At 55.9% G+C, this 12,511-nt stretch carries 13 protein-coding genes and 1 riboswitch; of the genes, 4 read left to right on the plus strand and 9 right to left on the minus strand.

Features of this window, described 5'->3' with window-relative positions:
• Positions 1-48 precede the first annotated feature (48 nt).
• The 8 genes from EYC98_RS15950 to EYC98_RS15985 all read right to left on the minus strand — a co-directional run bounded on the left by EYC98_RS15950 (position 49) and on the right by EYC98_RS15985 (position 7,067).
• Positions 49-234: a hypothetical protein gene (locus tag EYC98_RS15950; RefSeq protein WP_279246371.1), complete on the minus strand. Its 186-nt coding sequence runs from the start codon at positions 232-234 to the stop codon at positions 49-51.
• A complete protein-coding gene (trmH, locus tag EYC98_RS15955; protein WP_279246372.1) occupies positions 231-932 on the minus strand; it encodes a tRNA (guanosine(18)-2'-O)-methyltransferase TrmH in 702 nt (233 codons plus the stop codon). Before trmH ends, EYC98_RS15950 begins: the two co-directional genes overlap by 4 nt.
• The gene (locus EYC98_RS15960; protein ID WP_279246373.1) at positions 932-1,795 is read right to left on the minus strand and encodes an alpha/beta fold hydrolase; all 864 of its coding nucleotides are present in this window, start codon (positions 1,793-1,795) and stop codon (positions 932-934) included. The genes trmH and EYC98_RS15960 overlap by 1 nt, the downstream gene beginning before the upstream one ends.
• Positions 1,796-1,841: 46 nt before the next feature.
• Positions 1,842-2,621, minus strand: a complete 780-nt coding sequence (locus EYC98_RS15965; protein WP_279246374.1) for an SDR family NAD(P)-dependent oxidoreductase — start codon at positions 2,619-2,621, stop codon at positions 1,842-1,844.
• Positions 2,618-4,348 (minus strand): N-acyl-D-amino-acid deacylase family protein, encoded by a 1,731-nt coding sequence (locus EYC98_RS15970; protein WP_279246375.1) that lies wholly within the window; start codon positions 4,346-4,348, stop codon positions 2,618-2,620. The genes EYC98_RS15965 and EYC98_RS15970 overlap by 4 nt, the downstream gene beginning before the upstream one ends.
• Positions 4,349-4,357: 9 nt before the next feature.
• Positions 4,358-4,876, minus strand: coding sequence for a nuclear transport factor 2 family protein (locus EYC98_RS15975; RefSeq protein WP_279246376.1), 519 nt, complete (start codon positions 4,874-4,876; stop codon positions 4,358-4,360).
• Positions 4,876-5,808, minus strand: a complete 933-nt coding sequence (locus tag EYC98_RS15980; protein WP_279246377.1) for an NAD-dependent epimerase/dehydratase family protein — start codon at positions 5,806-5,808, stop codon at positions 4,876-4,878. The genes EYC98_RS15975 and EYC98_RS15980 overlap by 1 nt, the downstream gene beginning before the upstream one ends.
• Before the next feature lie 116 nt (positions 5,809-5,924).
• Positions 5,925-7,067 carry a sensor domain-containing diguanylate cyclase gene (locus EYC98_RS15985; protein WP_279246378.1) on the minus strand — a complete coding sequence of 381 codons (1,143 nt, stop codon included), beginning with the start codon at positions 7,065-7,067 and terminating at the stop codon, positions 5,925-5,927.
• A 76-nt stretch (positions 7,068-7,143) separates the two neighbouring features.
• Positions 7,144-7,253: riboswitch (TPP riboswitch) on the plus strand.
• Between the two features lie 55 nt (positions 7,254-7,308).
• Here EYC98_RS15985 and EYC98_RS15990 point away from each other — a divergent pair.
• From EYC98_RS15990 to EYC98_RS16000, 3 genes are read left to right on the plus strand one after another with little or no spacing between them, the layout of a single operon-like run.
• Positions 7,309-9,414: a TonB-dependent receptor gene (locus tag EYC98_RS15990; protein WP_279246379.1), complete on the plus strand. Its 2,106-nt coding sequence runs from the start codon at positions 7,309-7,311 to the stop codon at positions 9,412-9,414.
• 15 nt (positions 9,415-9,429) lie between these two features.
• The gene (pnuC, locus tag EYC98_RS15995; RefSeq protein ID WP_279246380.1) at positions 9,430-10,029 is read left to right on the plus strand and encodes a nicotinamide riboside transporter PnuC; all 600 of its coding nucleotides are present in this window, start codon (positions 9,430-9,432) and stop codon (positions 10,027-10,029) included.
• Positions 9,996-10,781, plus strand: a complete 786-nt coding sequence (locus EYC98_RS16000) for a choline/ethanolamine kinase family protein (RefSeq protein WP_279246381.1) — start codon at positions 9,996-9,998, stop codon at positions 10,779-10,781. Before pnuC ends, EYC98_RS16000 begins: the two co-directional genes overlap by 34 nt.
• On the opposite strand, the gene EYC98_RS16005 is transcribed toward EYC98_RS16000, so the two are convergent.
• Complete coding sequence (locus EYC98_RS16005; protein WP_279246382.1) at positions 10,768-11,955, minus strand: amino acid aminotransferase; 1,188 nt, start codon at positions 11,953-11,955, stop codon at positions 10,768-10,770. The two genes, EYC98_RS16000 and EYC98_RS16005, sit on opposite strands and share 14 nt — an antisense overlap.
• A 216-nt stretch (positions 11,956-12,171) precedes the next feature.
• Between EYC98_RS16005 and EYC98_RS16010 the strand changes: the two genes are divergently transcribed.
• On the plus strand, positions 12,172-12,510 hold the full coding sequence (locus tag EYC98_RS16010) for a cupin domain-containing protein (protein ID WP_279246383.1): 339 nt from the start codon (positions 12,172-12,174) through the stop codon (positions 12,508-12,510).
• Position 12,511: the final 1 nt, after the last annotated feature.

Genomic DNA, 12,511 nt, shown 5'->3' on the forward strand with positions numbered 1-12,511 from the left:
GTTCAGCCTCCTCGATAGTTGTGCAACCAACGGCGCCAGCGCTTATCGCTAATTGGAGCCGCTAAAATACATGATGATTTGAATCACAATAGAAATCATCACCAGCGGCCAGATCCAGCGAGTGATGCGCTGCAACTTCTCTGGTTCCATGGGACTGGCAAATTTCTCACCCAGCACTACCATCAGAGCCACGCCGATAAATATGAACAAGACAATGCCTAGCAGCGTACTCATGATAAATCCCGTTTAGCCAGTTGTTGTCGAACGCCTTCATACCAGAGACTGGGGCTATCAATTTCACCGCTGGCGTCCAATTCAGGGTACTCCAGGTCCCGCTCTATGCAGAATTCGCGAACGCTGGGGTGGCCCCACTCGAAAAAGAGCCTGCGGTAGGTAGCGTCATCGATACGTCTGTGCCGATAGAGTCCCGCAGCTTCGCGCTGCCGCTGCACTTCGGCCAGTATAATGCCAGCGGCCACGGAAACGTTAAAGGACGCCACCATACCCACCATGGGTATGGTGATACAGCAATCTGCGCTGGCAACCCCATGGGCGCTGACACCGCGTTTTTCTGCGCCCATCAATAGTGCCGTGGGCCTGGTGTAATCGGGCTCACGATAGTCTATAGAATCAGTGCCCAGATGCGCTGCGATCACCTGCATATCCTGTTCACGCGCGATATCAAGCGCAGCGTCCAGCGTTTCGTGGCAAACAACCTCCACCCAGTGATGGGACCCCATGGCAGTGCCGCGAAAGGCCTTGTAGTTATCCTTCTCGACCACCGTGTGCGCAGTCATGATACCCACAGCATCACAATTACGTACCAGCGCCGATACATTCCTCTGTTTGTTTACAAAGTCAGTGATCACCGTCAGGTCCGGCTGCCTGCGGTCAAGCACCGCGCGCAACCTGCCAATACGTTCCGGGGTCATCAGCCAGACACCACACCCACTACGGGCAGGCGCTCCAAAAACTCGATAACCGCGGCACTGAAAATATCATTGCGATCACCCGCCACCATATGCCGGGCCTTGTCGACATCAACGTATTCTGCATGCGGAATCAGTTCGAGAAACTCGCGCACTTCATGCTCGGTAACCACGTCCGAGGCGCGCCCGCGAATGAGCATCACCGGCACGGTGATATTACTTGCCGCCGCCAACAACGGCTCGGGTGCAGACGGACCGCCCTCACGCGGAGCAAAAAAGTTGGGGTCCCAATGCCAGTAGTAGCGACCTTCGCGCTCCCGCAGATTCTTGCGCAAGCCACTGAGATCATCGCGTCGCGGTCGACCTGTATAGCGCGCCACGGCATCCGCGGCCTCTTCCAACGAGCCAAATCCGCTCTCAATATGCTCGTGCATAAAGTCGAAAATCTTCTGCACGCCGAGATGATTCAATCGAGGGGTGACATCGACCAGCACGATAGCGGAGAACATACCGACATCCAGTTCACCAGCACCCCACATTGCCGACATACCGCCCAGAGACGCACCTACCACTGCGGGCGGCGTGGCGAATGTTCGCGCCAGGCAAGCCATGTCGAGGGCAAAATGTCCCATCTCATAGAGGCCCTGTTCAGACCATTCGCTCTCCCCGTGACCGCGATGATCATAGGCCACCGCATACCAACCGCGCTCTGCCAATGCCTGCGCCGTGCCGCCCCAGGAGTGACGGGTCTGGCCACCGCCATGGGCAAGGATTACCGGAGGATTGGCAGGATCTCCCCAGGCGTCAGCCACCAGAGTAATGCCCTCTTCGCCTTCGTATTCCAGTCTTTCGGGCTGTAAATCCATGCTATATCCGTCTCAAAAAGTGGGGGCCCTACTGTGGAAAGAGGCCCTATACCAGACCCATCATCTCTACCAGACCATGGGAATGTCCGGCGGTATAGCCACCATCAACAGCCAACGCCTGACCGCTGACAAAAGAAGCATCATCCGAAGCCAGGAAAAATGCGGCACCGGCGATCTCTTCGGGTTTACCGAAGCGTCCCAGCTTGTGCTGCGATTCCACGTCGGCCCGAAACGACTCCATGCCCTCCATGTCCATCACCTGCCGGAACATGGGCGTATCAATAAAACCCGGACAGATAGCATTAACCCGAATACCCATGCGGCCGTAGTCGATGGCCGCATTACGTGTCAGCAATACCACCCCGCCTTTGGACGCATTGTAGGAACTGCCACCCTCACAACCCTGCAAGCCCTCCACACTGGCTACAGTAATAATACTGCCACTGCGCTGCTCCATCATGGTCGGGAGTACTGCCTTTAGCGACAGGAAAGTACCCTTCAAATTGATATCCAGCACCCGGTCCCAGGCGTCTTCCTCCACCAGATGCACTGGGCCGGCGTCGCCGACACCGGCAGCTGTCACCAAAATATCTACGCGCCCGAAGCGCTCAACCGTGTTGGCAATCATATGCACTTGCGCTTCAGCATTGGTCACATCCAGCTGATGAAAAGCGCTAAAACTCTCGTCCTGTAAGACGTGAAGGTCGGCACCAATGACAGTAGCGCCTTCACGACAGTAGCGCTGCGCGCAAGCCAAGCCAATACCCGAGGCTGCTCCAGTCACTACCGCAACCCGACCCGCCAGTCGCTGCTCCTGGCCATTCATGCTGCGGGAGCCGCCTGGGCACCGCGTATCAGCTTGCCGGGCAGTGCTCCGGTTGCCGCGCCATCAGCCATAACCACTTCGCCGTTCACCAGCGTCGCACGGTAACCTTGCGCTGACTGGAACATACGACGTCCGCCAGCGGGCAGATCGTAGATTATTTCCGGCGCATCCATCTTCAGGGCACCGAAATCGATCAGGTTAATATCCGCCTTCATCCCAACTTCCAGTGTTCCCCGGTCTTCCAGACCGACACAGCGGGCTGTATCGCGGGTGTGCATCTTGACCGCCTGCTCCAGCTCAAAGCGCTTACCACGCGTGCGGTCACGAACAAAGTAGGCCAATAAATAGGTAGGCATGGAGGCGTCTGATAGCACCCCGCAGTGGGCACCCGTATCGGCCAGGCTAATGACCGAGTTCTCGTCCTCCAACATGGTTACCTGCCGACGCAGGTCTCCCTTGTCGTAGCCCATCAGCGGAAAATACAGCATCGACTTGCCATCGCGCTTCAGCAGGGTGTCATACGCCAATTCCTGCGGTGTGATCCCCATGGCTGCGGCTCGCGCGGCCATGCTCTGATCTGGAGTCGGCTCGTAATCTGGCTCCTCTCCCAGTTCATACATCAGGTCGAAATCGGCCGCCATGCGATCGGCCGCCTCAATGCCCATGGTCGGCGTCGGCTCGGCCAATATGGCCGCTCTTACCGCAGGATCGCACAAGCGCTCAAGGCGCTCCTCTGGTGACAGGGCAGCCAACGGGGCAAAGTTCTGATGCATGAAAAACGGGTGCACGGTGCCATTAAAATTCATCAGCACATTGACCGGACGTGCGCCGACGTGAGGCACTAACCTGGCGCCCTCAGCATTCGCCTGTCGCACGTAATCGAGCTGGGCTTCGACCCGCGGCCACTGGCTTTCGTCTTGATAGAACAGCACAAAGTTGATCTGACACTTGTTAGCAATTGACAGGCGCTTCATCCAATCCATTTCCACTTCCCAGTCGTCCCAGTCAGAGACCAGCTGGTAGATGCCTTTGCCTATTTCCCCAAGCACTTTGCCAATACCCAACAATTCACTTTCATCAGAATAGGTGCCTGGCATCGCTAAACCCTCGCGGGTCCGGTGCAACTCGGTACGGGAGGTGGAGAAACCGATAGCACCGGCCTCAATGCCCTCGCGCACTATCGCTGACATCTGCTCGACGTCGGCGGGCGTGGCCTGCTCATTCTGCACACCGCGATCTCCCATGACATACGTGCGCACCGCACAATGGGGCACTTGAGCGGCAACGTCGATGGCGCGCGGAAATTTGTCCAACGTATCCAGGTATTCAGGAAAACTCTCCCACTCCCAGGTTATGCCTTCGTGGAGCGCAGCTCCGGGTATATCTTCAACGTCTTCCATAACCGCAATCATGCGATCGCGCGCTGCCGAGTTAGGCTCACAGGGCGCAAAACCGACGCCACAGTTACCCATAATCAATGTTGTAATACCGTGGTTCACCGCTGGACTAAGCAGAGGGTCCCAGGTGGCCTGGCCGTCCATATGTGAGTGCGTATCCACCCACCCCGGCGTTACCAGCAAATGGCTGGCGTCGAGCTCTTCGGTAGCAGAGCCGTTCACATCACCGACCGCAGCGATGCGTCCGTCCTTGATAGCGAGATCGCCTTCAAATGCTTTGCGGCCGGTGCCATCTACCAGAGTTCCATTACGAATAATCAGATCAAACATAGTTACCTCTCAGCCCGCTTGGCGGGATGGATCATCAAGTTCCGCCGGCGCAGTGCGACCGGCATAAATCACTTTCGCCAGCGCTTCGCCAACATCCAGTATCAGCGTCGAGCTTTGGTGAAAACATGAACGGGTGATTTTCCAATCCCCGTCAATACAGCGATACTCATCGTCATAGCCACCGCCCAGCTGCGTGGCCACATTTTGTTTAGTATCTATCATGTAGTAATACAAACCCCATACCGCACTGGCCTCGGTAGCGCTGTGGACGGTAATCTGTGGATTTTGCGCATGGTGCATTTCAATAATATGCTCCGCGCAGGCCAATTCCGTGAACACCGCCACCATATCATCGGCCCGGGTGAAATTGCCTATCCGCCCGTATTGCAGATCGATTTCGCCATCGGCAAAACAGCTTCGCACCTGCGCCGGCTGTTTGCCGTCGCAACTGGCAAAATAACGTGCCTTAAGGCCCTTGATCGCCTCTATTGCTTCCAAACGGGCCAAGCGCAATTCCAGATCAGACATCAGCCTACCTCCTTGATTAGTTCAGGCGCCATAGTGCGCACCATACTGGCGACACCCACTTTCCAATCAACCGCTGTGGTGCCTATCAGCTCATGCATGCGAGTGGTATCGATACAGAGGCTGCCAAAGGCGGTGGAAGTCTCGTTGAACACCGGTTCAAATCCCGTCAACTCCTGTAAATAGGCGCACCATTCTTCGACACTGGTAGCTTCCGAACCACCAAAGTTCAGCGTCGTTACCTCCGGCGTGGCAGCAGCCAGCAGCCGTGGAATCTTTTCCAGATAATCATCAACATGCAGTAAATTATAGTAGTTGGGCTGTTCGGGGTGTATATCAATCGGAATGCCGTTTTGCATCATCAACAGGTGGTAGTAAGGCCAGCCTCCGTTATCACCGTAGGGAACGCTGAGGCGCGCAATCGTCGTTGGTATTCCAAACTGATGAGCAGTAAATCGACACACCGTTTCAGCGGCAATTTTGCTGATACTGTAGGTGGGGAACATGGCTCGGTGATTATCACCTAAAGGAGAGTTCTCACTCCGCGGCTCATGCCCGGCATATTGATAAACTGCCGTCGATGAAAAGTGTAAAAAAGCCTTCACACTTTTGCAGTGCAGCATCAGACGTCCCACGCCCTCGGCATTGGCTGCCAGGTCGTAGTCAAAATCATCGGTCTTGACTACCGCGAAGTTAAGCACGTAGTCAAAGTCGGTTGGCACTGCGGCCAGACCATCCACATCAGCGAGATCGGCGGCCACACAGTTAGCCCCCAGAGCCGTTATACGATCACGGTCTTCTTGCTTGCTGAATCGCGCCAGTGCAGTAACATCACAATGGCCGGCGAGCGCCGCCACCACGGGTTCCGCTACCTGCCCTGTAGGACCGGTGATGAGTATTTTGCTGCCAGTCAATTTAACCGGGTCGAATGCCATTTTCAGCTTCCACTTGTTACCGAATGGACGGCTATTCTACTCCGAATACCCCTCGCGCTGGGCCGGCGGCGTTCAAGACATTAAACCGCGGCCTGCTACCGAAAACGGCACTCAAGTTAGACCATCATCGTGGTCAGGCGCACTACGTTAATACGATTGCCGCCAAGATCAGAGGCTCGGCGCATCGCCTGCAGCGCTGAATTGTTAATCTGCTCTGCCAGCTGCTCCATATTAACCGCAGGGTAGCTATTGGGACTCCAACAGGTCAAGCCAACTGAGAGGCTCGCAAACAGGTTAGCACCGCGTTTGTCGTCAATCTCCATAAACTCAATTTCGCTACGCATACGCTCCGCTACCTCCTGCGCCTTGGCCTCGGTGCAGGCGGGCAACAATAGTGCAAACTGGTCCAGACCAGACCGTGCGATATAGTCAGTCGCGCGCAGCATGCGCGCTATTTGTGTAGCGATAGAGCGTATGACGTAGTCACCGGACAAATGTCCATGGGTGTGATTGATATCGGCAAATTCATCTACCCTTACCTGCAACAACACCAGCGGTTTGTGGTGACCCTGCGCTCGGGCTATTTCCTTGCGCAACTCCATGCCAAAGGCTCGGTTATTACCGGTTCGCGTAACCGGATCAAGCAGGCTCAGTCTGGACAGGCGCTGGGCGTTAACGCAGTTATCCAGACAAATAGCGATAATCTCGGCAAGGTGCGCCATGAATTCCCGCTCACCGCTACTGGCGAACGCGTCCCGTTCATCGCAATCCCAATGAAAGCTGCCCACCAACTGCCCATCGCGCATCAGGGGCAGCAACACCAGAGTAGCCGGCCCGTTCGCACTAAGCGGCAGCTCTGAATCGGCCAACGCAGTTACATCCACCACTTCAATTTCAGGCCGCACGCCATAGCGCTGGTGCATATCAAAAGTGTCCTTGACCAGCTGCAGGTCGTCACCATAATCCAGTCCCGGCGGCATCAATTCTGCTATTACATGCTGCGGGTCATACAGTGTCAGGCTGGCACCGCACAGCTCAAAGTGCTGCCGAGTGGAACGCAGCAAAATGTCCAGCAACGCCGCCAAACTAGCCGCTTCAAGTAGCATCAATTCATATTGCTGCAGGCGTCGCGAGAGCCGCTCGTTCATCTCGACATTACGCGCAAAACGCTGCATCTGCGCATCAATATCGCGGTAGGACAGATTGTCTGAAGAGCGAGTCCAAGTCCCGCTATCGCTGCTGTGATCACTGCCTTGCATGAATCATGTTCCCTTGCTCGGGCCGGCAATGATACACTGCCGCCGCAACGTGGTGTAGCTCTACCGCCCGCGTCGTTTAAATCCTGAGGGGTGGCCAAAAGCCTGAGATACTGACCCAGTGGCGTCAGTGAACCCTTTGAACCTGATCCGGTTAGCACCGGCGTAGGGATAGGACAACCTATCTGTTACACCTTGCAATGTGTTCACGACCGGGTCTCTTTGCCTATTCTGGAGAGACTCAATGAAAGCTTCAATACGCCCCTTTTTGACCCTAAGCTGTCTCAGCGTAAGCTTGGCCACCGGCGATGTCGGTGCCAATGAATTACCTGAAATAGTTGTCACGGCCCAGTTTCGCGATACCAACCTGATGCAAGAGGCCAACAGCACCAGCGTCATTGGTGCGGAGCTGATTCAACAACGCGCCGCTCAACACCTTGACGAAGTCATCAATCTCGCACCCAACGTAAATTTTTCTGGCGGCAGTAATCGCGCTCGCTTTTTTCAAGTTCGGGGTGTCGGCGACCGCAGTCAGTTTCAGGCCCCACTCAATCCCTCGGTTGGCGTCATTCTGGACGGCGTTGATTTCAGCGGTATGGGCGGTCTGGGGACCCTGTTTGATATTGAGCAGGTGGAAATACTGCGCGGCCCACAGGGCACGCTGCACGGCGCCAATGCCCTGGCGGGACTCATCAACATCCGCAGCGCCGCCCCGACTGCGGAGTTCGAAAACTATATTGAAGCCGGCATCGCCGACTACCAAACCTGGAATCTCGGCGCGGCCAGCTCTGGACCACTTGGTGATTCACTGTTGTATCGGGTTGCTGCGCATCAATTTCGCAGTGACGGCTTCACCGACAATCAGTTTCTCCAGCGCGAAGACACCCAGTCGCGCGACGAGCTGACCCTGCGCGGTAAACTGCGGTGGCTGGCCGACGCCCATACTGTGGACCTGGGCCTCAACCACATCGACATCAACAATGGCTATGACGGTTTCTCGCTGGATAATGTTCGCGACACGCTGTCCGACGAACCCGGTCAGGACGACCAGAAATCCAGCTCCGCCTCTGTGCTGGTAGCCTCTACGTTCAACGCCTTTGATAATGAAGTGCTACTTACAGTAGCCAACACCCGCAGCGATTATGGCTATGACGAGGACTGGGTTTACGAGGGTTTTCACCCCTTTGGCTACTCATCCTTTGACCGGTATCAGCGTGAACGCGACAGTTACAGTGCGCAGTGGCGACTGCACTCCAATGACAGCTCAAAACTGTTTGCGAACTCTACCGACTGGACCGCCGGAGCATATTATCTGAGCAATGATGAAGACTTGAATCGGTTTAACAGCTACGGCAATACCCGTTTTGACAGCCGCTATGAGACAGCGACATTGGCACTGTTTGGCCAGCTGGACATTAGTTTCACAGAAGCACTTAAGCTGACACTGGGCCTGCGCTGGGAAGACCGCGACACCGACTACAAAGATAGCAGCCAGGTGAATTCAGATACTGAAAAGTCGCTTTGGGGCGGACGCATAGCGCTGGAATACCAGACGAATGATCAGACCCTCGCCTATGCCAGCATCGCGCGCGGCTATCGTGCCAACGGCGTCAATCCAGACATTCTTTCCACGCTGAATGAGATATCGGACCCCGAGGTGCTCAACCTGTTGAGCGGCGTTAGTGAGTACGATGAAGAGTCCCTGATCAACTATGAGGTGGGCCTGAAAGCGCGGCTACTGGAGAACCGGCTGGAGACTCGCCTGGCCATGTTTTACATGGACCGGGAAGATCAGCAAGTCCGCGGCTCCTTCGTCGTGCAACGCCCCGGCGGCAGCAGCGACTTCATTGACTTCACTGATAATGCAGCGCAGGGCAATAACTACGGGATGGAACTGGAAGTTGACTGGCTACTGAGCGACGCGCTGCGCTTGTGGGGCAGTCTGGGATTACTGGAGACGGAATACGAAGACTATATCAATGCACAAGGTGACGACCTTGCCGGTCGCGAACAGGCTCAGGCGCCTGCATACCAGTATACCCTGGGAGCACGTTACAGCTTCAGCGGCGGGCTGTATCTGCAGGCGGATCTTGAGGGCAAAGACTCCTTTTACTTTTCCGATCGGCACGAAGTGCGTGCCAGCGCCTATGACCTGCTTAATGCCAGCGTCGGCTACCAAGCGCGCAACTGGACGCTCACCCTGTGGGGCCGCAATCTGACCGATGAAGATATTTTTGTACGCGGCTTTGGTGGTTTCGGTAATGACCCACGTAAGGATTATGCCGTCGAGCCCTATTATCAGTATGGCGCGCCGCGCCAGGTTGGCCTTAGCGCCAGCTACACGTTCTAGCGCTACCGATACACCATGGAACAGCTACTTCAGGACGCCGCCGCCAACTTTTCCTGGTGGGAAGCCAGCGCAGTCGTGCTGGGCATCGCGTATCTGCTGCTGGCCGTGCGGGAAAGTCTGTGGTGCTGGTACGCTGCCGCCGCCAGCACCGCGATTTTTCTTTTCCTGTTCTGGGATGTAAACCTGGTTATGGAGTCTGGTCTGCAAGTCTATTACCTGGCCATGGCAGCATACGGTTGGTGGCAATGGCGGCGTGGTGGCAATGATAACAACCCGCTGCAGATCTCACGGTGGTCACTACGTCAGCACTGTGTAGCTATCTCTCTGGTACTGGTCGCCGCTAGTGCCAGCGGCACCCTGCTGTCTCTCAACACCAACGCGGCGCTGCCGTATCTGGACAGTTTCACCACCTGGGGCGCCGTATTGGCTACCTGGATGGTGGCGCGCAAAGTTCTGGAGAACTGGCTTTACTGGCTGGTTATCGATGCGATTTCTATCGGCTTGTATCTGGACCGGGGCCTATATCTCACCACCTTGCTGTTTGTGGTATACATAGTCATCGCATGCTACGGATATTGGCAATGGCGGCAACATTACCTGCAAACACACAACTGAAACTGCAACAGGTTCTGTCCCAGTGGCAGCATTGGGACAGCAAGGAACCGCTGCTGGTTGCACCGACGGTGCAACACCAAATCGGCTCTGGCCGCAGCAATCTCAGCTGGCTGGTGGCCGCTGGAGAAAGACAATTTGTGTTGCGCCTGGATGGTCAGGACCCACAGCGGCTAGGCCTCAGCCGCCCAGCGGAATGGCGCGCGCATCAAAATGCCCATAAACAGAGTCTCGCACCCAAGCCACTGTACTTTAACCCAGAGCTTGGCGCATTGGTCACCGCTTTCTATCCCGCTGACACTGACACTACGCACCCGCTAACCGAGGTGGCCGCTCTACTGCGCGGTATCCATGGGCTGGCGCCGGTCAAATTCCGACTCAGGCCACTGCAGCGAGCACAGCATTATCTGGTTTACCTCGGTCATGAGCAGCCTGAAGCCGCCTTTGTCGCCGCCTGTGAACGCGCCAGTAACAGTGAACAATGCCTGTGTCACAATGACTTGCTGCAGGCCAATCGCCTTGCAGGCGCCGCCGGGTTGCTGGCAATAGACTGGGAATACGCGGCGATGGGCAACCCCTGGTACGACCTGGCCGCGATTTGTGAAGGGGATTCACTCAGCGATCAGCAATGCCTGGAAATGGTCGCTAGCTATTTACAGCGGAAGCCAAAGCCCGCCGAGCTGGACCAACTTAGCGACAATAGACTGATATACCTCACTCTGTGCGACTACTGGCAGCGACTTACAGAACTTTAGCCACAGCCGCGGCAAAGTAATCCATATTGTCGGCACGCAAGCCGGCGATATTCATGCGGGAAGAGCCGACCATATAAACACTGTGCTCCTCACGCAGACGCTTCACCTGCTCTGCGGAAATACCCAAAAAGGAAAACATACCCTTTTCACGGGCAATGAAACCAAAGTCCTCGCCGGTAGCTGCATTGAGTTTCTCAACCAACTGCAGGCGCAAACCGTTAATCCGACCACACATCTGCTCCAACTCTTCGCGCCAGAGCGCATTAAGACGCGCATCGGTAAGCACACGACCGGCAAGAATCGCACCGTGCGCCGGAGGCATGGAGTAAATTCTCCGCGCGGCGGCTGTGGCCTGAGTTTGCGCGGCAATAGCTGCGTCTGGATCGGCTGATACAAACAGCGCTGCCCCGGTACGCTCACGATACAGACCCAGATTCTTGGAGCAGGAGCCTGCAATCAAAACCTCGGGGACCGCTGCAACTAACTGCCGTAATCCAGCCGCATCAGCCTCCAGCCCATCACCCAAACCCTGATACGCGAAATCGACAAAAGGCGTAAATCCGTTGCGCGCGGCCAACGCTGCGATAAGCCCCCACTGTTGCTGATCAAGGTCGGCGCCACAGGGGTTGTGACAGCAGCCATGCAGTAGCACCAGATCACCGCGGCCAACCTGTTGAAGGTCTTCCAGCATGGCTTCAAAATCTACTGAATGGGTCGCTGAAGCATAATAACGATAGCTGCGCAGTTTGAGGCCGGTAGCTCCCAACAACGGCACGTGGTTGGGCCAAGTCGGATCGCTCACCCATATAGTGGCGTCGGGGTTGGCAATCTTGACTACCTCGGCACACAAACGCAGCGCTCCAGAACCACCGGGCGCCTGCACGCTGGTAACTCGCGCCTCCGAAAGGGCATTGGAATCCGCACCCAGCATCAATTCCTGCATACCGCGATTGAAATCCGCATCACCGACTTGAGGCATATAAACTTTGGTAGTTTCGCTGCCCACCAATTCCTGCTGCGCCAGCTTGATGGCCTGCGGCACCGGTGTCGCCCCGGCCTCATCCATATAAACGCCCACAGTAACATCGACTTTATGCGGGTTAGGATCGGCTTTACAGGCAGCTGCCAAGCCCAGAATTGGGTCGGCGGGCAAGCGCTCAAGGGCTTCAAACATGGTCAAATTCCGGGGTTGCAGTGAAGCTGCGCATTGTCTTACAGACGACGGCGGCACTCAACCGCATTCAACGCCTGGGAAGCAACTTTCACCGCGCCGCGCGCCTCGATCTGACTAGTCTGACAAAAACCAGTCAAAGTAGTGCTTATTGAGCGCAACCCTTTGCCTAGCGACTGCCAGCACGTATATTGGACGGCCTAATCTCTGGAGAAGCACATGGCAGACGAAAACTGGAAAGTCGTAGATATCAGTGAAGTCAGGCAGCGTCTGGAAGGCCGCGACGTAGAATATCTGGAATTTCTCAACGTACCGTCAATCAGCTGCGGCCTCTATTCGCTGGCGGCCGGCAGCAAAGACATGCAAGCCCCTCACGACGAGGATGAAGTTTACTTTGTGCTGGAGGGCCGCGCTCGCATGCGTCTGGGCGACGAAGAAAAAGACGTCGTGCCCGGCACTCTACTCTATGTCGAAGCCGCAACTGAGCACAGTTTTTTCGAGATTCAGGAAGACATGCTACTGCTGGTAATCTTCAATAATGCGGCAGCACAACGCTAAC

Source organism: Candidatus Litorirhabdus singularis (genome assembly GCF_026262625.1).
GTDB lineage: Bacteria > Pseudomonadota > Gammaproteobacteria > Pseudomonadales > Halieaceae > Litorirhabdus > Litorirhabdus singularis.

Bases quoted from the DNA above. Each gene is read 5' to 3' on its own strand.
- EYC98_RS15950 (WP_279246371.1), bottom strand. From the start codon at position 234: ATGAGTACGCTGCTAGGCATTGTCTTGTTCATATTTATCGGCGTGGCT.
- trmH (WP_279246372.1), bottom strand. From the start codon at position 932: ATGACCCCGGAACGTATTGGCAGGTTGCGCGCGGTGCTTGACCGCAGG.
- EYC98_RS15960 (WP_279246373.1), bottom strand. From the start codon at position 1,795: ATGGATTTACAGCCCGAAAGACTGGAATACGAAGGCGAAGAGGGCATT.
- EYC98_RS15965 (WP_279246374.1), bottom strand. From the start codon at position 2,621: ATGAATGGCCAGGAGCAGCGACTGGCGGGTCGGGTTGCGGTAGTGACT.
- EYC98_RS15970 (WP_279246375.1), bottom strand. From the start codon at position 4,348: ATGTTTGATCTGATTATTCGTAATGGAACTCTGGTAGATGGCACCGGC.
- EYC98_RS15975 (WP_279246376.1), bottom strand. From the start codon at position 4,876: ATGTCTGATCTGGAATTGCGCTTGGCCCGTTTGGAAGCAATAGAGGCG.
- EYC98_RS15980 (WP_279246377.1), bottom strand. From the start codon at position 5,808: ATGGCATTCGACCCGGTTAAATTGACTGGCAGCAAAATACTCATCACC.
- EYC98_RS15985 (WP_279246378.1), bottom strand. From the start codon at position 7,067: ATGCAAGGCAGTGATCACAGCAGCGATAGCGGGACTTGGACTCGCTCT.
- EYC98_RS15990 (WP_279246379.1), top strand. From the start codon at position 7,309: ATGAAAGCTTCAATACGCCCCTTTTTGACCCTAAGCTGTCTCAGCGTA.
- pnuC (WP_279246380.1), top strand. From the start codon at position 9,430: ATGGAACAGCTACTTCAGGACGCCGCCGCCAACTTTTCCTGGTGGGAA.
- EYC98_RS16000 (WP_279246381.1), top strand. From the start codon at position 9,996: ATGGCGGCAACATTACCTGCAAACACACAACTGAAACTGCAACAGGTT.
- EYC98_RS16005 (WP_279246382.1), bottom strand. From the start codon at position 11,955: ATGTTTGAAGCCCTTGAGCGCTTGCCCGCCGACCCAATTCTGGGCTTG.
- EYC98_RS16010 (WP_279246383.1), top strand. From the start codon at position 12,172: ATGGCAGACGAAAACTGGAAAGTCGTAGATATCAGTGAAGTCAGGCAG.